At 45.7% G+C, this 22,819-nt stretch carries 20 protein-coding genes and 1 pseudogene; 8 read left to right on the top strand and 13 right to left on the bottom strand.

All coding sequences use genetic code 11. The features are described 5' to 3' along the window. Positions 1–120: 120 nt before the first annotated feature. The 4 genes from FD967_RS01075 to FD967_RS01060 form a co-directional block, all read right to left on the bottom strand. Positions 121–1,302, bottom strand: a complete 1,182-nt coding sequence (locus FD967_RS01075; RefSeq protein WP_215326247.1) for a ribonucleotide-diphosphate reductase subunit beta — start codon at positions 1,300–1,302, stop codon at positions 121–123. Between the two features lie 45 nt (positions 1,303–1,347). After that, positions 1,348–4,314 carry a ribonucleoside-diphosphate reductase subunit alpha gene (locus tag FD967_RS01070; RefSeq protein WP_215326246.1) on the bottom strand — a complete coding sequence of 989 codons (2,967 nt, stop codon included), beginning with the start codon at positions 4,312–4,314 and terminating at the stop codon, positions 1,348–1,350. 272 nt (positions 4,315–4,586) lie between these two features. Then, positions 4,587–5,402, bottom strand: a complete 816-nt coding sequence (gene ampD / locus FD967_RS01065) for a 1,6-anhydro-N-acetylmuramyl-L-alanine amidase AmpD (RefSeq protein ID WP_256441862.1) — start codon at positions 5,400–5,402, stop codon at positions 4,587–4,589. A gap of 4 nt (positions 5,403–5,406) precedes the next feature. Further along, the gene (locus tag FD967_RS01060) at positions 5,407–6,255 is read right to left on the bottom strand and encodes an inner membrane protein YpjD (protein ID WP_215326245.1); all 849 of its coding nucleotides are present in this window, start codon (positions 6,253–6,255) and stop codon (positions 5,407–5,409) included. Between the two features lie 20 nt (positions 6,256–6,275). Between FD967_RS01060 and ffh the strand changes: the two genes are divergently transcribed. Next, a complete protein-coding gene (gene ffh, locus FD967_RS01055; RefSeq protein ID WP_215326244.1) occupies positions 6,276–7,658 on the top strand; it encodes a signal recognition particle protein in 1,383 nt (460 codons plus the stop codon). 19 nt (positions 7,659–7,677) lie between these two features. Here ffh and FD967_RS01050 read toward each other — a convergent pair whose 3' ends face one another. Then, positions 7,678–9,420, bottom strand: coding sequence for a proline--tRNA ligase (locus FD967_RS01050; protein ID WP_215326243.1), 1,743 nt, complete (start codon positions 9,418–9,420; stop codon positions 7,678–7,680). Between the two features lie 50 nt (positions 9,421–9,470). On the opposite strand from FD967_RS01050, the gene FD967_RS01045 reads away from it, so the two are divergent. Both FD967_RS01045 and FD967_RS01040 read left to right on the top strand, forming a co-directional pair. Next, positions 9,471–10,067 carry an RNA pyrophosphohydrolase gene (locus FD967_RS01045; RefSeq protein ID WP_215326242.1) on the top strand — a complete coding sequence of 199 codons (597 nt, stop codon included), beginning with the start codon at positions 9,471–9,473 and terminating at the stop codon, positions 10,065–10,067. Beyond that, positions 10,064–10,633, top strand: coding sequence for a CNP1-like family protein (locus FD967_RS01040; protein WP_251369057.1), 570 nt, complete (start codon positions 10,064–10,066; stop codon positions 10,631–10,633). Before FD967_RS01045 ends, FD967_RS01040 begins: the two co-directional genes overlap by 4 nt. 29 nt (positions 10,634–10,662) lie before the next feature. Here FD967_RS01040 and proB read toward each other — a convergent pair. The 4 genes and pseudogenes from proB to rplU all read right to left on the bottom strand — a co-directional run. Further along, a pseudogene (gene proB / locus FD967_RS01035) lies at positions 10,663–11,442 on the bottom strand (glutamate 5-kinase); the annotation flags it as partial. 29 nt (positions 11,443–11,471) lie between these two features. Beyond that, on the bottom strand, positions 11,472–12,566 hold the full coding sequence (gene obgE / locus FD967_RS01030; protein ID WP_215326240.1) for a GTPase ObgE: 1,095 nt from the start codon (positions 12,564–12,566) through the stop codon (positions 11,472–11,474). A gap of 87 nt (positions 12,567–12,653) precedes the next feature. After that, positions 12,654–12,914 (bottom strand): 50S ribosomal protein L27, encoded by a 261-nt coding sequence (gene rpmA / locus FD967_RS01025; RefSeq protein ID WP_015420374.1) that lies wholly within the window; start codon positions 12,912–12,914, stop codon positions 12,654–12,656. A gap of 34 nt (positions 12,915–12,948) precedes the next feature. Next, the gene (gene rplU / locus FD967_RS01020) at positions 12,949–13,260 is read right to left on the bottom strand and encodes a 50S ribosomal protein L21 (RefSeq protein WP_041484800.1); all 312 of its coding nucleotides are present in this window, start codon (positions 13,258–13,260) and stop codon (positions 12,949–12,951) included. 75 nt (positions 13,261–13,335) lie between these two features. On the opposite strand from rplU, the gene FD967_RS01015 reads away from it, so the two are divergent. Next, positions 13,336–14,340: a polyprenyl synthetase family protein gene (locus tag FD967_RS01015; protein WP_215326239.1), complete on the top strand. Its 1,005-nt coding sequence runs from the start codon at positions 13,336–13,338 to the stop codon at positions 14,338–14,340. Here the strand turns inward: FD967_RS01015 and FD967_RS01010 are convergent. Then, positions 14,337–15,272: a reductase gene (locus FD967_RS01010; RefSeq protein ID WP_215326238.1), complete on the bottom strand. Its 936-nt coding sequence runs from the start codon at positions 15,270–15,272 to the stop codon at positions 14,337–14,339. The two genes, FD967_RS01015 and FD967_RS01010, sit on opposite strands and share 4 nt — an antisense overlap. Before the next feature lie 55 nt (positions 15,273–15,327). On the opposite strand from FD967_RS01010, the gene FD967_RS01005 reads away from it, so the two are divergent. After that, positions 15,328–16,095: a fumarylacetoacetate hydrolase family protein gene (locus FD967_RS01005; protein ID WP_215326237.1), complete on the top strand. Its 768-nt coding sequence runs from the start codon at positions 15,328–15,330 to the stop codon at positions 16,093–16,095. A 122-nt stretch (positions 16,096–16,217) separates the two neighbouring features. Here the strand turns inward: FD967_RS01005 and FD967_RS01000 are convergent, their stop codons facing one another. Both FD967_RS01000 and FD967_RS00995 read right to left on the bottom strand, forming a co-directional pair. Continuing rightward, positions 16,218–17,237 carry a 2-dehydropantoate 2-reductase gene (locus tag FD967_RS01000; RefSeq protein ID WP_215326236.1) on the bottom strand — a complete coding sequence of 340 codons (1,020 nt, stop codon included), beginning with the start codon at positions 17,235–17,237 and terminating at the stop codon, positions 16,218–16,220. An 83-nt stretch (positions 17,238–17,320) separates the two neighbouring features. After that, the gene (locus FD967_RS00995; protein ID WP_215326235.1) at positions 17,321–18,754 is read right to left on the bottom strand and encodes a sodium:solute symporter family protein; all 1,434 of its coding nucleotides are present in this window, start codon (positions 18,752–18,754) and stop codon (positions 17,321–17,323) included. Between the two features lie 120 nt (positions 18,755–18,874). Between FD967_RS00995 and FD967_RS00990 the strand changes: the two genes are divergently transcribed. Next, positions 18,875–19,852, top strand: a complete 978-nt coding sequence (locus tag FD967_RS00990) for a squalene/phytoene synthase family protein (RefSeq protein WP_215326234.1) — start codon at positions 18,875–18,877, stop codon at positions 19,850–19,852. Here the strand turns inward: FD967_RS00990 and FD967_RS00985 are convergent. Then, positions 19,849–20,343 (bottom strand): methylated-DNA--[protein]-cysteine S-methyltransferase, encoded by a 495-nt coding sequence (locus FD967_RS00985; protein ID WP_215326233.1) that lies wholly within the window; start codon positions 20,341–20,343, stop codon positions 19,849–19,851. The two genes, FD967_RS00990 and FD967_RS00985, sit on opposite strands and share 4 nt — an antisense overlap. A gap of 117 nt (positions 20,344–20,460) precedes the next feature. Here FD967_RS00985 and FD967_RS00980 point away from each other — a divergent pair, with 117 nt between their 5' ends. After that, on the top strand, positions 20,461–21,750 hold the full coding sequence (locus tag FD967_RS00980) for an HlyC/CorC family transporter (protein ID WP_215326232.1): 1,290 nt from the start codon (positions 20,461–20,463) through the stop codon (positions 21,748–21,750). Then, a complete protein-coding gene (locus FD967_RS00975) occupies positions 21,747–22,817 on the top strand; it encodes a GspE/PulE family protein (RefSeq protein ID WP_215326231.1) in 1,071 nt (356 codons plus the stop codon). Before FD967_RS00980 ends, FD967_RS00975 begins: the two co-directional genes overlap by 4 nt. Positions 22,818–22,819: the final 2 nt, after the last annotated feature.

Genomic DNA, 22,819 nt, shown 5'->3' with positions numbered 1-22,819 from the left:
GAGTAGACCAGGCACCCTTGGACAAGGGTTTTCGGATTTGAGTCTGGTTTTGCTGACTTTTAAAACTATCCAACCGTCTAATCTCCTATTTAGCCGGCCATGCGCTTTTTAACTAATTGCTTATTCCCAACTTAGCGCACCGCCAGTTTGATACTCAATAACGCGTGTCTCAAAAAAGTTTCTCTCTTTTTTCAGATCAATCATTTCTGACATCCATGGGAATGGATTCTCTTCATTTGGGAACATCGCGTCAAGTCCTATTTGCAAACATCTGCGATTACAGATGTATCTTAGGTAACCTTTGAACATCGGCGCGTTCAATCCGAGCACTCCGCGAGGCATCGTATCCTCTGCATAACGGTACTCTAATTCCACTGCTTTTTCGAAGATAGATTTGATCTCGTCTTTGAACGCAGAAGTCCATAACTGCGGGTTCTCCAGCTTGATTTGATTAATTAAATCAATACCAAAATTACAGTGCATAGACTCATCACGAAGGATGTATTGATACTGCTCAGCAGCACCCGTCATTTTGTTTTGACGACCCATTGCAAGTATTTGCGTAAAACCAACATAAAAGAATAATCCTTCCATGACGCAGGCAAAAACGATCAATGATTTGAGCAACATTTGATCAGTTTCTAATGTCCCGGTTTTGAAATTAGGGTCAGTCAACACATCAATAAAGGGAATTAAGAACTGATCCTTAGCGCGAATAGACTCGATTTCGTTATACGCATTAAAGATTTCGCTCTGGTCTAAACCCAAAGATTCCACAATATATTGATAGGCGTGAGTATGAATTGCCTCCTCAAAAGCCTGACGCAACAGATATTGGCGGCATTCTGGGGCAGTAATGTGGCGATAAGTACCCAAAACAATATTGTTTGCCGCTAAAGAGTCCGCTGTTGTGAAGAAACCAAGATTACGCTTAATAATGCGACGCTCATCCTCAGTTAAGCCATTGGGATCCTTCCAAAGCGCGATATCGCGGTTCATATTGATCTCTTGTGGCATCCAATGGTTTGCGCAACCAGCCAGATATTTCTCCCAAGCCCACTTATATTTAAATGGGACCAGTTGATTCACGTCAGTCTTGGCATTAATCACGCGCTTATCAGCAGCATTGACACGCAAAGCTGCGCCACCAGCTGCAGCTTGCACAGGTGCAGACTCAATATTCTGAGGGGCAACAATCGCAACCTGGTCTGCTTGCGGACGTTGTGGCTCCGCAAATACAGGTTGCGGTACCAAACCAACCTTGGCTATCGCAGGGGCTACTTCTTCTTCCCAATTCAACATAACTTTCTCCTAATTCTTATTTTTCTCAATCAGTTAGCAAATTGCTTACTGACATGCTTCACATTCTTCAAATCCAGCATCGCCTGGGCGCATTGTGCAAGCAGGACCATCTAACTCTTGAGCTGCTGATGCATCAGTACCATTCACACCGCCGCCACTAGATACCGCATTTAACTGACCGCTTGCAACCGTAGACTTCTCGACGTGCGTTGCAGCCATTGTGCGGAGGTAATAGGTAGTCTTTAAACCACGCAACCATGCCAACTTGTACGTGTCATCCAATTTCTTGCCAGAAGCGCCGCCCATGTAAATATTGAGTGACTGCGCCTGGTCAATCCACTTCTGACGACGTGAGGCGGCTTCAACCAACCAACTTGGCTCGACTTCGAATGCGGTAGCGTATAAATCACGCAAATCTTGTGGAACACGATCAATCTTGGATAAGGTGCCATCAAAATACTTTAAATCCGCGATCATGACTTCATCCCAGAGACCGCGATCTTTCAAATCACGGACCAAGTACTCGTTTACTACGGTGAACTCACCTGAGAGGTTAGATTTCACGAACAAATTCTGGAATGTCGGCTCGATACAAGCTGATACGCCAATGATATTGGAAATGGTTGCAGTCGGTGCAATCGCAACGCAATTCGAGTTGCGCATACCGTGCTGCTTAATGCGGGCACGTAAGCCATCCCAGTTCATAGTGGAGGAACTATCTACTTCAAGGTACCCACCACGCTCTGCCGCCAGCAATGCCACCGAGTCTTGCGGAAGAATGCCACGATCCCATAATGAACCTTTGTAGGTGCTGTAAACGCCACGCTCTTCAGCCAACTCATTGGATGCTTGATAGGCGTAGTAGCAAACTGCTTCCATTGAAGAATCGGCAAACTTCACTGCCTCATCACTAGCGTAAGGAATACGTTGCATGTGCAGGCAATCCTGGAAGCCCATGATGCCCATACCTACTGGACGATGCTTCAAGTTGGAGTTACGAGCTTTAGCAACAGCATAATAGTTGATATCAATCACGTTATCTAACATCCGCATTGCAGTTCGGATTGTTTTTTGGAGTTTCTCGTGATCCAAAATCATCTTGCCAGATGCATCTGTAGTCATGTGGGCTGTCAAGTTCACAGAACCTAGGTTACAAACTGCAATCTCACTCTCATTTGTGTTCAAAGTGATCTCAGTACACAAGTTAGAGGAGTGAACTACGCCGATGTGCTGTTGCGGGCTACGAATATTACAAGGATCTTTAAATGTGATCCATGGGTGGCCAGTTTCAAACAACATGCCTAACATCTTGCGCCACAATTGCTGCGCAGGAATGCGACGGAATGGCTTCAATTCGCCAGCGTCTGCTTTTTTCTCGTAAGCAACATAAGCCTCTTCAAAGGCCTTACCGAATTTGTCATGCAAGTCAGGTGTATTTGAAGGTGAGAATAGTGTCCACTCACCACCTTCCATCACGCGCTTCATGAACAAGTCAGGAATCCAATTTGAAGTATTCATATCATGCGTACGGCGACGATCATCACCGGTGTTCTTACGCAACTCAAGGAACTCTTCAATATCTAAGTGCCACGTCTCTAGATAGGCACAAACTGCACCCTTACGCTTACCACCTTGGTTCACTGCAACCGCTGTATCGTTCACCACTTTTAAGAATGGCACAACACCCTGTGACTTACCATTAGTACCCTTGATATGACTTCCTAAGGCGCGTACGTTTGTCCAGTCATTACCTAAACCACCAGCAAACTTCGACAAGAGTGCATTCTCTTTCAAAGCTTCATAAATACCATCTAGATCATCATCTACTGTTGTTAGGTAGCAGCTGGATAACTGAGGACGTGTCGTCGCTGAGTTAAATAAGGTTGGCGTGCTAGACATGAAATCAAATGTAGAAAGGATTTCATAGAACTCGATTGCACGACGCTCACGATCCAACTCATTCAAAGACAAGCCCATTGCAACGCGCATGAAGAATGCCTGTGGCATTTCAATACGACGGTCTTCAATGTGCAAGAAATAACGGTCATACAAAGTTTGCAAACCGAGGTAATTGAACTGCAAGTCACGACTTGCATTCAAAGCAGCAGCCAATCTTGGCAAATCAAACTCACGCATACGTGGGTCTAAGAGCTCAGCAGAAATACCTTCATTGATATATTTGGCAAAATAGCTGCCGTACTCAGCTTGCATATCACCTTGCAATACTTCGCGACCGAGGATTTCCTTGCGAATCACGTGCATCAAAATGCGTGCAGTCACTTGACTATATGCAGGGTCTTTTTCAATCAAAGTGCGTGATGCCAAAATTGCAGAGTCATACACTTGAGCCATTGGCACGCCATCGTACAAATTCTTGATGGTTTCAGTAATGATTGGGCTGGCATCAATGTTGTTGCCAAGACCTTCACAGGCAGCTTCGATGATGGTGCGCAAGGCCGCCATATCCAACAACTTCTCAACACCGTTATCTGACACCTTCAAACCGGGCTCAGTCGCTTGAGTTGACGCTTGAGTTTCTTGTGCGGTGGTCTGCTGTGCAGCACGCTCTTGATTACGCTTTTCACGATAAAGAACATACGCACGAGCAACGTTGTGCTCACCACTGCGCATCAACGCCAATTCCACTTGATCTTGAATATCCTCAATATGGAAAGTGCCACCATTTGGACGGCTGCGCAATAAGGCGCGAACCACTGCGTGGGTTAGTTGCTCAACCTGCTCACGTACACGTGCAGAGGCCGCGCCCTGACCTCCGTTAACTGCTAAAAATGCTTTTGTAACTGCAATGGCGATTTTGGATGGCTCAAATGCCACCACTGAGCCATTTCGGCGAATGATCTTGTAATCTGATAATTGAGTAGCTTGGCCACCACCTATTCCGCCAGCTGCAAAGCTGGCAGATGGGGCTTGATTCATGGATTCAGAGGAGCTTATCCCTGGATTATTTGTGCCGGCAGTCTGTCCCGCTGCCTGGGGGTTGGCGTATGTCATATTTTTCCTGCTTATATATAGTTATTTGGACAAAAATCTTTAAAAAACAATAGGGTATTGCTGTATTCAAACACTACATCTAGTGTTTCGAGGTGCATTTGGCACTAAGTATAGGGAAATATTTAGAAATTAGTAAGTCATTTCTTGCAAATATTTATAGGTATTTTTCCCTAAATTTTCAAGAAATTAGGGCTTATTTTGGTGCAGTTTTTGTAGCCCTTTTAACCAAAGGGCAAGAAAGTGAGCGTGTGCTCACATACTAATTTAGAGACCTAACGCGGATCTAAACCAAAGGGTAATTTTTCAACAGGAATGTTGTTTTTACCCTGAAACTTCTTCCAATCAAATTGCATGCCTGGATCAGCCTTTCTTCCTGGAGCAATATCGCTGTGCCCAGCAAATTGAAGATTGGGATAAACAGATTGTATTTGGGAGCTTAATTTAGCTAGGGCGGAGTACTGAATATCCTCAAAGGGATGATCGCCATCTCCCTCCAGCTCAATGCCAATCGAAAAATCATTGCACTTTTCTCGCCCCAAAAAAGATGAGGCGCCGGCATGCCAGGCTTTGTTGTGAGTGGATACGAACTGAAAGATCTCACCACGACGAGAAATCAAAAAATGGCTGGATACCTTTTGATCAGCAATTTCTTCAAAATAGGGGTGCAAGGAAGAATCCAGCTTGTTTTGAAAAAAATCTACGATAAATTGGGTGGAATTGTGATTGACGAATTCTCCAGGCGGAAGGCTGATGTGGTGAATCACCATTAAATCCGGCACGAGACCCTCTGAACGCATATCTTGATTAGGTGAGATATTCCAAGTAGCCGAACCAAGCCAACCTTGCGCATCTAAGCTATCGAGATGCTCTTGAGAGCAATAAAAGCGCATCTCTTGCACGACTGCTTCAGATTTTGGAAGGTGCACAGAGCAATGGTGGCACCGGACAATCACCTCCGGCTCAACAACTTTGCTTTGCTCTGCTTTTATCTTGGCAGCCTCATCCGTATTCAGCTTTACTTGTTTTTTGCCTTTGATCCAAAGGTACAAAGCGCCCGCACCAGCAAATAGTAGAAGCCACTTAATCAAAGTGTCATACTTTCTGAAGAACTACTTCCAACACAAAGCGACTGCCAACATAAGCAAGCAATAAAACAACATAAGCACTCAAAACCCAGCGAATTGCCGCCCAACCACGTAAACCTACCCACCAGCGGGCTATCAGCAAACCAGCAAACAAGATCCAGGAGATCATTGCAAAAATAGTTTTATGGTCAAACACGAATGGCTTGCCAAATAAAGCTTGTGAAAACAATAGGCCAGAGAAAACAGTCAGAGTTAAAAGCGCAAAACCAACATAGAGCAAATTAAATAGAAGGCCTTCCATTGTCATTAATGGCGGCAAATCTTCCAACCAATGGGCCAGACGACCATTGGGAACAATCGCTAATTGACGATGCAAGGCGCGGTCATAAACACTCATCAACATAGCTTGCATAGCTGCCAGACTTAATAAACCCACTGAAATAGTGGCCACAATAAAATGTGCCTTGAACCAAGGATCTGAAACAGCCGCTGGAGAAATTAATACCCCAGGAAAAAAGATCGGAAGCAAAGAACAAAATAAAGCAAACAATATTGACATCCAAAGCAAGCTAGCGATTGGCAAAAACCAGGATTGAAACCAATAGAACGTCAGTCCTACCCAGGCAATCAAGGATAAGTCCTGAGCAAACCCAAAAACAAAACCTTGAGATGTAAAGACAGAATCATGCAATTCAATTCCATGCAATATCAAAATCACGAAAATGCTAGCTTGTGTCAGCCAGCCAGAAATGGCAAATTCCTTGCCCGACTTAGCCCTCCAGCTCAAAATGAGCAATAAAAATAAATAGAGGGCTGGGGGAAGCCATCCCGATCCTAAGTAACCTAAAATATCCATCTAGAAAGTCTAATCGATAAATGCTACAGAATCTCACCGATCGCCTATCTCGTGTTGTTAAAACAATGCGGGGCCAAGCCCGCCTGACCGAAGAGAACACCGCAGAAATGCTCCGGGAGATCCGCCTGGCCTTGCTGGAGGCGGACGTTGCGCTTCCAGTAGTTAAATCACTGCTAGAGCAAATTAAATTTAAAGCCCTTGGCGAGGAAGTGGTTGGAAGCCTCAGTCCAGGACAAGCTCTGGTTGGCGTTGTTCAGCGCGAGCTGGCCCAGGTCATGCGAGGTGACGCTACCCAAAGTGGCGAACTGAATCTGGCAACCCAACCACCGGCAGTAATCCTCATGGCTGGCTTGCAGGGTGCGGGAAAAACTACCTCAGTTGGTAAGTTAGCTAAATTTCTGCAAGAAAAGAAGAAAAAGAAAGTACTCACCGTCTCTTGTGACGTCTATCGTCCTGCAGCTATCGAGCAGCTAGAAACAGTCAGCAAACAAGTTGGCGCTGAATTTTTCCCAAGTAATGTCAATCAAAAGCCGAGTGAAATCGCTGCGGCAGCATTGGATTGGGCACGCCGCCATTATTTTGATGTACTGCTAGTGGATACGGCAGGTCGCCTCGGCATTGATGAGGCGCTTATGCAAGAAATCAAAACCTTGCACGCCAATCTCAATCCGATTGAGACGCTGTTTGTTGTTGATGCCATGCTGGGTCAAGATGCCGTCAATACAGCTAAAGCTTTCCATGAAGCGCTTCCACTTACCGGTGTAATACTTACCAAATTAGATGGTGATTCACGAGGTGGTGCAGCGCTTTCAGTGCGTCAAGTTACTGGCGTGCCACTCAAGTTCATTGGTGTTGCCGAAAAAATGGATGGTCTCGAAGCATTTGATGCCGAGAGAATGGCAAGCCGTATTTTGGGCATGGGCGATATTCTTGCCTTAGTTGAGCAAGCCCAACAAAACGTCGATGTTGCCAAGGCAGAAAAGTTAGCGAGTAAGATTTCTAAAGGTGGATTTGATCTAGGTGACTTCCGAGATCAACTCGCACAAATGCAACAAATGGGCGGTATGGCCAGCTTGATGGATAAGCTACCAAGTCATATGGCACAAGCGGCTTCCAAAACGAATATGGGTGCTGCTGACAAACAAACAAAGCGCATGCGCGGCATTATCGATAGCATGACACCAAAAGAGCGTGCAAAACCTGAATTGCTAAAAGCGACTCGCAAGCGTCGTATTGCAGCTGGTGCAGGCGTTGAGGTTCAAGAAGTTAATCGCCTGCTGGCACAGTTTGAGCAAATGCAAACCATGATGAAGCAATTCAAGGGCGGCAAGATGGCACGCACCATGGCATCCATGGCAGCCAAAGGAGCCGCCAAGGGTATTGGCGGACTCTTTAAAAAATAATAGCTACTAGTGCTTTGATTTAAGAAACGAGTTTCTTGGCAGCATCAACCGCAGCAATTACGCTCGCCTGAATTTCTGCCAGTGGAATATTTTTTGATTCAGCATCAGTGCGACCTTTCAATTCCACTTGAGCATCTGCAAGACCGCGATCACCAATCACGATACGGAACGGAATACCGATGAGCTCCCAATCAGCAAACATCGCACCCGGTCTCTCACCGCGATCATCGAGCACTACATCTAGTCCGGCAGCAATCAACTCATCATGCAGTTGGTCGGCAGCAGCTTTCACCGCCTCTGATTTGTCGTAACCCATTGGACAAATCACCACTTCAAATGGTGCCATCGAAATCGGCCAAATGATTCCACGCTCATCATGGCCTTGCTCAATTGCAGCACCTAATAAGCGAGTTACACCAATGCCATAACAACCCATCACCATTGGCTGTGCTTTGCCTTGCTGATCTAAGTAAGTGCAGCCCATCGCCTCAGAGTAGCGCGTACCCAATTGGAATACATGACCCACTTCAATGCCGCGGCATATATCAACAACCCCCTTACCATCAGGCGAAGGATCTCCCGCTACAGCATTACGCAAATCCATCACCAAAGGCTCTGGCAAATCACGTCCCCAATTCACGCCGGTCAAATGATGTCCCGCATCATTAGCGCCGCAAACAAAATCAGACATATTGGCAACGGTACGATCGGCGACTACGGTTACATCAGCAGAAACTCCAACCGGGCCTAAATAGCCGGCTGGTGCGTTACAGGCTTGCTTGATTTCAGCCTCACTGGCAAAGCGGGATTCAGCCATACCAGGTATCTTGCTTGCCTTGATTTCATTGAGCTCATGGTCACCACGCACTAGCACCATCAATAATTTTGCTGGGCCCTCTTCTTGATCAGCGGCAAACAGTAAGGACTTCACGGTTTGCTCTAGTGGTAAGTTTAAAAACTTGGCAACCTCTACACAGTTTGTTTGATTTGGTGTCGCAACTTTAGTCAGAGCATGAGTTGCAGCAGCACGCACTGCAATTAATGAGACCGACTCGGCAGCCTCAAGATTAGCGGCGTAGTCCGAATTTGGGCAATACACAATGGCGTCTTCACCGGTATCAGCAATCACGTGGAACTCTTGACTACCAGAACCACCAATTGCACCATTATCTGCAGTGACCGCACGGAACTTCAAACCCATGCGCTTGAAAATTCGGGTGTAAGCATCGAACATGATTTGGTAAGACTTCTTCAAGCCCTCGGTATCGCGATCGAATGAATAAGCATCTTTCATACTGAACTCGCGCCCACGCATGATTCCAAAACGTGGGCGGCGCTCATCGCGGAACTTAGTCTGAATTTGATAAAAGTTCACTGGGAGCTGTTTATAACTCTTGATTTCGTTACGCGCTAAATCGGTCACTACCTCTTCAGAGGTTGGCTGAATTAAAAAATCACGATCATGGCGATCTTTAATGCGGAGCAACTCTGGTCCCATCTTTTCCCAGCGCCCGGTCTCTTGCCATAACTCTGCAGGTTGAATCATTGGCATGAGCAACTCAATGGCACCAGCGCGATTCATTTCTTCGCGAATGATATTTTCAACCTTGCGAATGGACTTCAAACCCAAGGGCAGATAGTTATAAATGCCTGCGCTGAGCTTACGAATTAAACCGGCGCGCACCATGAGTTTGTGCGATACCACCTCAGCGTCTGAAGGGGCTTCTTTTAGCGTGGCGAGAAATGATTGTGAAGCTTTCATGTATGGATATAATCAAATCATTGATTTTAAAGGATTTGAGGCACGATCTCATGCTTGACCGTGAAGGGTATCGACCCAATGTCGGCATAGTCATCCTCAATAGCCATAACGAGGTTTTCTGGGGAAAACGCGTTGGGCAGCATTCGTGGCAGTTCCCACAGGGTGGGATTCAACATGGAGAGAGCCCAGAGCAGGCCATGTACCGCGAATTGCATGAGGAAGTTGGCTTGCTACCAGAACATGTCCAAATTATTGGACGAACCAGGGACTGGCTTCGTTATGACGTCCCGGAGGAATTCTTACGCCGCCAGCAAACCTCAAAAAATCATCGTGCAAGCTATCGCGGTCAAAAGCAAATCTGGTTTTTACTGCGTTTAGTGGGCTTAGACAGCGATATCCACCTCCGCGCTACGGAGCATCCTGAATTCGATGCTTGGCGCTGGGCTCCTTTTTGGATACAACTTGATTCAGTCATTGATTTCAAGCGCGAAGTCTATCAACTAGCCCTTTCTGAGCTTGCGCGCTATTTATCCCGTGGCATGCGTATGCAACAAGTTGCCTGGGGATCCCCGCTCGATTTGTTTCAATCCCTGTACGGGGGCGAAGAAAATGAGCTAAAAGAAGAAAAACCTACCGATAAGCCATGATGAAATTTTCTATTTGCAGCCTTCGACTACCTATCCTCAGCCTGGCTTTTGCTTTAGCCCTAGTAGGATGCGCAGGAGATCCATTAGAAAGTGGTGTTGATCCATTTGCGCCGATGGTTTTTAAAGAGGGCACAACAGCGATGCCGCTAAATCCCCCTAATAGTGCGACTACTCAACCTTTTTACGTATCACAACAGACCATTTTTAAGTTTGCAGTCGATATGAACTCTATTTTGATTGGCAACGATGGCATCACCAGATACATCGTGATTCTGACAAGCCCTAATGGCAACAGCCAAGTTCAGTATGAAGGCATTCGCTGCGACTCCTTCCAATGGCGCCTGTATGGCACTTTTGAAAGTGGAGTTTGGAAAGAAAATCCATTGTCTACTTGGCGCACCATCCAGAGCAACATACCAAATCGATATCAAGCGGCATTAGCTCAGGGCGCGCTTTGTAACTTTGCGTCTCAAGAAAAAAATATCAAGACTATTGTTAATGCCCTCAATCCCAATGGATTCACAGGGCAGACCAAGCCCACCAATTCATATGGCGTGATAGATTAAATCCGGAATTAATTAGTTGTTGATGTTAAGGGCGCAGTCAGGCAAGTGCCGATTTTTTCACCACGCATCAAACGAGTGAGAACCTGAGTTTCGTGCCCAGAAGCGATGACAGTAGCTGCACCAGTTAAAGCGGCGACCTTCGCGGCCAATACTTTGGTCAGCATGCCACCCTTACTTAACTCGCTTGCAGCACCACCAGCCATTTTTTCTAAAGTAGGATCACCAGCAATAGCATCACTTAAAAGAGTGGCGGAAGCATCTTGACGTGGATCAGCGGTATATAAGCCACCCTGATCAGTCAGGATTACCAATAAATCTGCATGAATGAGATTCGTTACCAAAGCAGCTAAGCTATCGTTATCGCCAAATTTAATTTCATCAGTAACTACGGTATCGTTTTCATTGATGATGGGAATAACGCCCAACTTCAACAAGGTATCTAGAGTTGCCTTGGCATTGGCATTGCGCTCAGCATCTGCCAAATCAGCATTAGTTAATAAAACCTGTGCGCTACGTAAATTAAAACGTGCAAAACAACTTTCATAAACTTGCACCAAACCCATTTGTCCAACGGCAGCCGCAGCTTGTAGTTGATGGATTTCTGTTGGGCGCTTAGCCCAACCAAGACGCTGCATACCTTCGGCAATTGCACCTGAGCTCACCATCAATACCTCGTAGCCGGCAGCTAATAAAGCGGCCATCTGTTCGGCCCACATGCCGATTGCAGCGCGATCCAAGCCTTCACCATTATTGGTGACTAGGCTTGAGCCTACCTTCACTACGATTCGTTTAGCTTTCTGAGTGTTCATAACAAATGCGGGTCTCAAATGACTACTACTTAATCTGGAGTTTTATCTTCTGGCTGAACTTGCTCTTGGTAACGCGGATCAGCAGCACGTTCATCTTCATCATCCCTATCCTTACGAATAGAGTCTAAATAATCCTGCAATGAGTAGCACAGCTTATCGCAACCTAGGCCTGTCAAAGCAGAGATCTCAAATACCGGCCCCTTCCACTTAAACCGTTTAATAAAGTCCGCAACGACCTTCTTGCGATCTTCTTCAGGAACCATATCGACTTTATTCAGCACCAACCAACGTGGCTTTTCAACCAAAGCTTCATCGTACTTACGCAATTCATTCACGATAGCAACAGCATCTGCCACTGGATCAATATTGTCATCGAATGGTGCAATATCAACTAAATGCAACAACACACCAGTACGTTGTAAGTGCCTTAAGAAGCGATGACCTAAGCCAGCACCTTCAGCAGCGCCCTCAATCAATCCAGGAATATCGGCAATCACAAAGCTACGCTCAGCACCCACACGTACCACACCTAAATTCGGGTGCAGTGTTGTAAACGGATAGTCTGCAATCTTTGGACGCGCATTCGATACGGCAGTAATCAAAGTCGATTTACCGGCATTAGGCATGCCCAGCAAACCTACGTCAGCCAGTACCTTTAATTCCAGCTTGAGCTTACGACGCTCACCTTCTTTGCCATTTGTCTTTTGACGAGGAGCACGGTTCGTACTACTCTTAAAGTGAATATTTCCCCAACCACCAACACCACCCTGCGCCAAGCAAAGACGCTCACCATGGGTAGTCAAGTCAGCAATTGGCTCACCAGTTTCGTAATCAGAAATGATTGTTCCAACTGGCATGCGCAACTCAATATCGTCACCTGCGCGACCATAGCAATCAGCACCACGACCAGGTTCACCGTTTTTTGCAGTGTGTGTTTTAGCGTAGCGATAGTCAATCAAGGTGTTGATATTGCGATCCGCAGTAGCCCAAACGCTTCCGCCTTTTCCACCATCGCCACCGTCAGGCCCACCGAATTCGATAAACTTTTCGCGGCGCATAGAGGCACTCCCGGCACCACCTTGGCCAGCTATGACTTCAATACGAGCTTCGTCTATAAATTTCATGAATAAAAAAGGCCTCGCTTAGCGAGGCCTGTTCCTAAGAGTTAAATTCGGAATAAATCTGAATCAAACGAGTCTCAGTCAGGCGTCTTATGAACGCGGGAGAACTGAAACCTGGGCCTTCTTTAAAGCACCCTTAACGCCAAATTCTACTTGTCCGTCAACTAGGGCAAACAAAGTGTGATCTTTGCCAATGCCAACGTTCATACCCGGATGAACTCGTGTACCACGTTGACGAATGATGATGCTGCCAGCATTGATTTGCTCGCCGCCAAAAACTTTAACGCCCAAGCGTTTCGATTCTGAGTCGCGGCCATTTCGTGTCGAACCGCCGCCTTTTTTCTGTGCCATATCTTTTCTCCTGCTATTGAGCCGTTAACCTAAATTAGGCTTTAATCGTGTTAATCAGAATTTCTGTGTAATTCTGACGATGGCCTTGGTGCTTTTGATAATGCTTGCGACGGCGCATCTTAAAGATTGTCACTTTATCGTGACGTCCCTGGGAGACGACAGTGGCCATCACAGCTGCACCATTAACCAATGGATCACCCAATTTGAGTGAAGCGCCTTCGCCTACGGCTAAGACTTGGTCAAGAGTGATTTCGCTGCCGATTTCCGCTGGTATCTGTTCTATTTTCAATTTTTCGCCTGCAGCAACTTTATACTGTTTGCCACCGGTTTTTATGACCGCGTACATGGTGTGAAACCTCAATTAATATCTACATTTAAGCTAATCCACCCTGGATGAGCTAAGCCGATTATTATATCTTGCATGACGAGCACTGTCAAAACCAACGAATTAAGCCAAATTTTGGCCCCAATTGCCTTAGATTTCAAGGCTTTAGATGAAGTTATTCGCCTGCGATTAGCCTCAAAAGTTGCCTTAATTGATCAAATCTCCACTTACATCATCCAGGCGGGTGGAAAACGGGTTAGACCTGCTCTTTTACTCTTGGTCAGCAAAGCTTTAGCCAATAGCAATGCAAACCCACATGCACTAGAGCTAGCAGCAGTAGTGGAATTTATCCATACGGCCACCCTTCTGCATGATGATGTTGTCGATGAGTCCACTCTCAGAAGAGGTCGAGAAACCGCTAATGCTGCTTTTGGCAATGCAGCAAGCGTGCTGGTAGGCGATTTTCTGTACTCCAGAGCCTTTCAAATGATGGTGGGGCCCAATGACCCGCGAGTCATGGAAATTCTGTCAGATGCAACCAATACGATAGCTGAGGGAGAGGTTTTACAGCTCCTCAATATGAATGACCCCGAGGTAGATGAAGAGAGCTATTTGCGGGTGATTCGCTATAAAACTGCCAAACTATTTGAAGCCTCCACAGAGCTTGGTGCGATTTTGGCCGGATCTGACGCCAAACAAAGAGAGCAATCTGCTGCTTTTGGCCGCCATATTGGCACTGCCTTCCAATTAATGGATGACCTACTGGATTACACCGCCGATGCATCCCAAATGGGGAAAAATGCTGGTGATGATTTAAGAGAAGGTAAGCCCACGCTACCACTCATTTATCTTCTTGAAAATGGCAGCACCGAGGAACGCTTACTCGTTCGTGCGGCAATCGAACAAAATCAAGATTTGCCAGATGATGTCTTCCAACAAATTCTGAGCGCGGTTCAACATTCTGGCGCATTGGATTACACCCAAGCTGCCGCAAAGCGAGAAGTCGATCTCGCACTCGAATGCCTTAAAGAATTTCCTCAAAATGAGGCGACAACAGCGCTGCATGCCTTGTGTAGATACTCTCTGTCCAGGCAGGCCTAAGCGCCAACGCTTTTCATTCTGATGTCACGTGCTGTAATACGCGCCTTTTCAGCTTCATCACGCAATTGCGATATCTCCCCTGGAGACAGCCGATCAAGATTGGAATAGTCTAATTTCCAAGTGGGGTCGGAAGCCCAGACCAAAGGTGACTGCACCGTTGTACGTGCGCTTGGAGCGCTTTCCAGCAAACGCAGAGCCAATTCAAAATTAGAGTCTTGCGATTGCTCATTATCAGGGGGAGCTGCAGCATTCCCCAGCGGAAAGTCACTAAAGAGCAAGCGTGGCACACCGCAATACTCCACAATGTCTTTCGCCGCGCCCATGATGACTGTAGGAATACCAGCCGCCTCCAAATAACGCGCCAGTAAGCTTTGGCTTTGGTGACAAATTGGGCAATTTGGAATTAATACAGCAAGGTCAACGTGATCTGCGCGCATCTTGCTCAGAATCAAGGGCGCATCCATTTCTAAAGTGTGGCGTTGGCTGCGATTGGTTGGCAAGCCGTAAAAATGCTGCGATAGGGATTGAATACGTCCCTTTGCAACAGCCCGTTTTGCCGCACTGATTGGAAACCAACAGTTACTGTCCTGCATATTGGCATTGAGCCTATCAACACCGACATGGGCAATACGTAAGTCTACGTTCTCCTCAATCGAGCATACATAAGGGTCATAAAACTTAGCTGCGGCGTTATAAGGTGCGCCAGGTCCTTGTGGACCCTTACTGGTATCAAAAGGTACGGCAGTAGTCACTAAACCGAGGGTCGATTGATTAAGCGGCTTTTGCAACGGAGTAAACGGCACATCAATGTAATGCGCCCAAACATATGGAGTTTCATACCCCAAACCAAGATAGTAATTACGGGTACGCTCGATATAGCGAACTGGCTGATCTAACTCAGGTGCAAATAGTAATTCAGAATGCTTGGCCATCAATCCATCCCTGTAAGATATTGCTTATAAATATTAACCGTCAGGAGGATTCATTATGGCTCAATGGCTCAGGTTTCAACATCAAGGTAAGACCGGCTTAGGACAAGTACAGGGCGATCAGATTGCCGTCTACACCGGCGATCTTTTTAACAATCCGCAAGCTACTGGCGAGACATTAAGACTATCTGATGTCACTATCGATATCCCATGCACCCCATCTAAGATGGTTGCTATGGTAGATAACTTTCATGCGCTAGTTACCAAACTTGAGCATGCCGTGCCAGCAGAGCCTTTATATTTTCTAAAAGGAAATAATTCCTTCTTGGCAACCAATCAAGTCATTCGCACCCCAAAGTCTTATTCTGGAAAAGTGGTTTATGAGGGGGAACTTGGCATTGTCATCGGCAAAGCCTGTCATGAAGCGGATGAGTCTCAAGCAGCTCATGCCATTTTTGGTTACACCTGCATTAACGATGTCACCGCAATCGAGATTTTGAATCGCGATCCCGGCTACGCGCAGTGGACCCGCTCTAAGAGCTTTAATACCTTTGGTGTCTTCGGCCCTTACATCACCACTGATGTAGATCCAAGTAAGCTCACAATCAAAACCATTTTGAATGAGCAAGAGCGTCAGAACTATCCCATTGCAGACATGATTTTTGCACCCGCAAAATTGGTCAGCTTAATCTCTAAAGATGTACCACTGCAAGCTGGCGACATTATCGCCTGTGGCACCTCTGTTGGCGTTGGCTCAATGAAGCCCGGTAGCAATGTCAGCATCATTATTGACGGTGTTGGACGCCTGGATAATCGCTTCGAATAAATTATCAAGGCCGTTGATCTAAAACCAAAGCCTCAAAACAAAAACCCTCGCCATGTTTAGTGGTGAGGGTTTTTTAATGCTCAGTTACTTTAGGTATTGAATCTACGTATTGCAGCAGATTCTTAGTAGCCCGAAACAGATGGCAATGCCAAACTACCTTTGGAGGCTTGAACATTTTCATCAAGGTACTTTGTTAAAGCAAAGACTGTATTAAGGCATGGTGTAGGTATTTTGGTAATCTGGCCAAGCTCAATTACAGAACCTAATAAGGCATCAATCTCCAAGCTACGACCCGCTTCCAAATCCTGCAACATAGAGGTCTTGTGTTTGCCAACTTTTTCTGCGCCAGCAATACGACGTTCAATGTCCACGCGGAAAGTGACGCCCAACTTCTCTGCAATGGTTTGTGCTTCAGCCATCATGTTGCGAGCCAACTCTTTAGTAAGTGGATATTGGCAAATGCCTTCTAGCGTTCCGTGCGTCAGAGAGCTAATGGGATTGAAAGTCATGTTGCCCCACAATTTCAACCAAATCTCAGAGCGAATATCTTCTAGGATGGGTGACTTAAATCCAGCGGCTGTCATCATTTCAGATATCTTCTGAATACGCTCAGTCTGCTTACCGTCCAACTCACCTAAAGGGAAACGATTGCCTTCAACGTGACGAATCACACCAGGAGCCTGAGTAAAGGTAGCTGGATAGACTACGCAACCGATAATATTGCTTGGATTGATTGCATTTTTAGCAACGCCACCCGCATCAACCGTTTCAACAGAGTGATCCTGATAGTCTCCTCCCAGCTTCTGGAAATACCACCAAGGAATTCCGTTTTGCATCGGAATTAAAATTGTTTCTGGGCCCATGATTGCAGCAAGATCTTCAATGACTGGCTCAACCTGATGGGCTTTTACCGCCAAAATCACCACGTCTGGCGTTTCGACATCACGGATTTTCTCGACTGCTTTTACCTGTGCTACTAAAGGTTCAGGCTGGTCATCCATAATTAATGCAAGACCACGCTCTTTGATTGCGGCTAGGGTTGCGCCACGGGCTACTACCGTTACCTCATTACCGGCCCGCGCCAACATGACCGCAAGGTAACCGCCAATCGCACCACCTCCACCGATCACACAGATTTTCATAAGCACCCCATATAGATAATTAATTTTTAAATTAATCTCATATTAGAGGAGAACATTTAGGGGTGCAATAAAATATTGAGGCCCTACTTATCCAATGCGTTTGAGCTTGCTATTGGCCTCGGTCCTGCTATCAATCCGCCCAATAGCATGCCGGTAATGCTGACTAAAAGGCCAGCTAATTGAGGTGGTAGGGTTGCTGTCGGGGCTATCATTTCGCAGCTAATCCAAGCCGCTAAGCCTCCTAAAACAGCCAACAAACCGCCCAAAGAATTTGCTCTTGACCAATACACACCAAACGCCAGAGGTACGAAAGCTGCTACTAGTGTGATCTTGTAGGCATTTTCAACCATCTTAAAAATAGATAGCTCTGAATTAATTGCAAAAAAGGTTACCGCTACTGTGAAACATAGGACGGTAATTCGCATAATCTTCAGTAAGTCCCGATCAGATAAATGCTTAAAAAAACCTCGTACGATATTTTCAGCGAAAGTGACGGAGGGCGCTAACAAAGTGGCACTAGCACAACTCTTAATTGCCGAAAGTAAGGCACCAAAAAACATCACCTGCGCAATCAGTGGAGCATGATTCAGAATAAGCATAGGCAAAATCATTTGTGGATCAGTGTCTATGTGCTGCTTTACCAAATCCGGGCTAATGATGGTTGCTGAATAAGCCAGGTATAGCGGCACAAAGGCAAATACGAAATACAAGACCCCGCCCAATAAGGCTGCCTGAACAGCAATATTGACGTTCTTAGATGAGGTAATCCGCTGAAAGACATCTTGCTGGGGAATGGAACCTAACATCATGGTGCACAAAGCAGCAGTAAAACCCAGAATGGAGGCTAGGTTCATATCAGGCCAAAAATTAGAAAATTGGCCCGCTGCAAGCGCATGATCAAAAACTATACCCACCCCACCCGCTTGGGCTGTCATCTCCCCACCAATATAGAGCATGCCCACCACAATAATGATCATCTGAATGAAATCGGTTATGGCTACCGACCACATACCGCCAAACAATGTATAAATCAGCACACTCCCAGCACCAATCAACATGCCGGCTGTTTGGGTAATGCTGCCATCGGAAACTACATTAAAAACCAAGCCGAGGGCTTTAATTTGAGCTGAAACCCAGCCTAAATATGAAATCACAATACAAAGGGTCACCAGTACTTCAACGGTACGACCGTATTTCTCCCTAAAGAAATCACCGATAGTCAGCATTCGACGGTTATAGAGGTGACGAGCAAAAAACAGGCCCACCAATATGAGGCATAAAGATGAGCCAAAGGGATCAGATACGATTCCTCCTAAACCCTCTTTTAAGAAGGTTGCAGGAATGCCTAAAACCGCCTCCGAGCCAAACCAAGTAGCAAATACGGTGGCGGTAACAATAGGCAAAGGGAGGCTATGACCCGCTGCGGCAAAGTCAGCAGTGTTTTTGACTCGTAGCGCAGCCCATAGGCCAATGCCTACAGAAACCACCCAATAGATGATGACAAACCAAATCAACATCGCCTAATTTCTCCTTCTGGAATTTGCACAAATTATATGGCTTTGTTACTTATGTCATTTAAGCAATTAGGGCTAAATTTGGGCATGCTGGTCTGACATAATTCAGGGGTGAATTCCGCCATGCACCCTAACGAGAACCCCAATAGCGATTTAGCCTATCAAAAAGCGATTTTGGGTTCTGTATCGCGCACTTTTGCGCTCACAATTCCTCTCTTGCCGCCAGCGATTGAAGTGGTAGTGGGCAATACCTACTTACTGTGCCGTATTGTCGACACTATTGAGGATGCAGCTGAACTCAATCCAGCAGAAAAGCAGGGTTTATCTAAACTATTTTTGGAGGCAACGCTAGGGACCATTCCAGTAGCGTCATTTGTAGGCCCCTGCCTAAATGCTCTAAAAGGCTATTCCAATGTCGATGAGCTGGATTTAATTGCACACACCCCTACTGTTCTTCGCATTCTGCACACCTTCCCAGATAGGGATCGGGCAGCCATTAGCCGCTGTGTTTCGATTATGTCTGACGGTATGTCCCATTTTCATAGTCGACAAACGCAAACAGGGCTAAAAGACCTCGCAGAATTTGAAGAGTATTGCTATGTAGTAGCTGGCGTAGTGGGAGAGTTATTGACAAGCATCTTTAGCCACTACTCCCCTGAGTTTGCAAAACGTATTCAAGGTCATGAGCAACTAGCTATCGCTTTTGGTCAAGCCTTGCAAATGACCAATATTCTGAAAGACTCGCCAGCAGATCATGCGCGTGGAGTCTCTTGGAAACCAGCGCAGATAAGCGAAGTAGAGCTTCTGAAGATTGCCTACGAAAAACTTCAACACTCCATGAGCTACATTAATTTGCTTCCAGAGAGTGAAATAGGCATGAGACGCTTCTGTTTCCTAGCATTCGGGCTTGCGGTCATGACACTTGAAAAAATTGCCAGCAGAAAAGAATTTAGCAATCAGTCTGAGGTGAAACTTTCTAGAAATTCTGTTTGGATTTTCTATGCCTTCACAAAGATTGCGGCTGGGAACACACTTCTGATGAAATCATTCTTTTATGCAGCATCTAAGCAACTTAGAAAACTCTCGGCAATGACTTGTTAGAGCACACCCTCATGCTTTAAGAGCCAAATTTTGATCTGACGATAAAAACCTGGGCTATCTTCTTTCATAAAACCCCCAAGACCTTGTGCAGAAACTACTCTATGGCACGGGGTAATCAAAGGATAAGGATTGGCACCGCAAGCAGTCCCAACTGCGCGAGGCCCGCTTTTAATCTTTTTTGCAATCTCACCATAGGTGATTGTCTTTCCCGCCTCAATACCTAGGGTGGCATTCCAAACTTTTTGCTGATGAGCCGTTCCGGCAGGCTTGAGCGGAACATCAAATATGGATAAAGCATTATTGAAGTATTGAGTGCACTGTTTTGAGAAAGCTTTCGCCAACGCATTTCCCGGAGGAATCAAGGCAGCACTTGGAGGCAGATAATCGATTTTTGAGATCATCAAACTCCCGTCCACTAACTCTGTTTGCACGCCTAGACGCCCAAAAGGGGTGGATATGACGCAATACTCGACTGATCTAAGGGTAGACATGCAGAAGATTCTGACACAGATTGAGGGGTAAATTCATACAGGATTCCGATATAGCTATAGCTAGTGAAATGGCACTTTGCTATATTGGTTGTTCCTTATTCTCTGCAGGCACAACTGATGGACACTTTTTTTGATGATTGGCCGTTTATTGGCCAAGTCGCATTAGTCCTATTTCTACTCGCACTGTCTGGCTTCTTTTCTATGGCCGAGACCAGCATGCTTTCATCCAATCGTCATCGTCTGCGGGCTATGGCTCATGGTGGTAATGCTGGAGCTGCACTTGCCGAACGACTATTAAAGCGAATGGATTCACTGCTTTCAGTATTACTGATATCCAATAACCTCATCAATACCATCCTACCAATTTTAGTTACTGGTATTGCTTTACATATTTTTGGTGATAGCGGCCTAGTACTATCCATTGCCACATTGGTTGTTGCACTACTCATCATTATTTTTAGCGAGATCACTCCGAAAGTGATCGGCGCAGCTTTTCCAGAAAAAATTGCAAGTAGTGTTGGCTGGTTCATTCTCCCCCTCACTTTTGTACTAAAGCCACTACTCTGGTTCATCAATAGCTTTGTATCGGGGTTGATGAAGGTCTCAGGATTACAAGCATCAACTGATAACGGGGTGATGAGTAAAGAAGAATTACGTAGCTTAGTTCTGGAATCTAATCGCTTTGTTTCTGCACATCATCGCAATATCTTGTTAAATCTTTTCAATCTTGAAAATATTTTGGTTGATGATGTGATGACGCCACGCACAAAAATCGAAGTTCTGGATCTCTCTCGCCCTATTAACGAGGTGGTCGAACAATTAGAAACCTGCTATCACAACAAACTTCCAGTATGCGATGGTGACTCTGAGCGTATCGTTGGAATTCTATCTGTAAAAAAAGCACTCTCATTACTAGGTAATGTAGAGCTTCATCATGAAGACTTCAGATCCTTACTTAATGAGCCCTACTTTATTCCCAGCGGGACGCCTGTTCTGCAGCAGATGCAATTTTTCCAAGATAATCAACAACGCTTAAGCTTAGTAGTGAATGAATATGGTGAAGTCCTAGGTCTAGTTACTTTTGAAGATATCGTTGAAGAACTGATCGGCGAGTTCACCACCTCATTCTCCAATCTTTCTAATGACCCTCATTGGCTGGCTAATGGAACTTACCTTGCTAGCGGTACCGCCTCTTTGCGAGATTTAAATCGTCTACTAAAGTTAGAGCTTCCACTCGATGGTCCCCGCACCTTAAATGGCCTCATCCTAGAAAAGCTCGAAGCGATTCCTGATTACGATGTCAGTATTCGAATTGCTGGTGTAGTAATGGAGATCGTGCAGTTTGATGAGCATGGCGTGAAAACAGTGAAGCTGCACCAACCCCTCACTCAACCGAATCAAGATTGAGCGACTTACTGCATGACTCTCACATTATTCGGACCTGGCATGACATCGCTGTTGATGCATTAAATAATCGGGCTACGGATATTCATATTGAGGCGAGATCTCAAGAAACAGTAGTACGCACGAGAATAGATGGTCTTCTCACCCTACAAAACCAATACCCTATTGATTTTCATGAGCGACTAATAACGCGCATCAAAATATTGGCGCGTCTTGACATTGCAGAAAAACGTCTGCCTCAAGATGGGCGACTTCTGATTGGCTATAACTTTAGCCACCCCAATATTGATTGCCGAGTATCCATTCTTCCCACCTTGCATGGTGAAAAAGCAGTAGTACGTATTTTACCTAGCTGCTTAGAAGATTTAGCGTTAGATCAAATTGGCTTACTACCGGAGCAACTGGGAATAGTTCAAGAGGCCATTAGTCAATCCAATGGATTGATTTTAGTAACGGGGCCTACCGGAAGTGGTAAGACGCGAACCTTGTACAGTTGTTTGACCTCATTGAACCAAGTGCAACGTAATATTTGCTCAGTCGAAGATCCGATTGAAATCCGACTGCCTGGAATAAATCAAGTGGCTTATCACCCAAAAGCAGGGTTAGATTTTCCAACCATTATTCGTGCACTTTTGCGCCAAGATCCGGATGTCATCATGATTGGTGAAGTAAGAGATGCTGCAACTGCGCAACTTGCTATTCAAGCAGCACAAACAGGGCATTTGGTTTTAAGTACCCTTCATACACGCAATGCTATTGGCGCTTTAAGCCGACTCAAAACCCTTGGTTTAGATCAAGAATCTATTGAATCTTGTCTTCGTTGCGTCAGCTCTCAAAGATTAATTCGTAAACGCTGTAATCGATGTAATCTCATTCCAAGTAAGGTTCCTTGTAAGCTTTGTAAGGGATCAGGCTATTTTGGGCGTATTGGTGTCCATGAGGTTTTGGGAAGCAAACAGTTATTTGAATCAGCTCAAGCGCTAGATATCCACTCAGCAGGAACTCAATTACTAAAGTCCGGCTTAATAGATCAGATATCCCTAGATGCCGAGCTTGGCACTTGGCATTAGTC

The sequence above is a fragment of the Polynucleobacter sp. JS-Mosq-20-D10 genome (assembly GCF_018687755.1).
Lineage (GTDB): Bacteria > Pseudomonadota > Gammaproteobacteria > Burkholderiales > Burkholderiaceae > Polynucleobacter.
The sequence above is the reverse complement of the archived record's forward strand: the minus strand, read 5'-3'. Positions and strand labels throughout refer to the sequence as shown.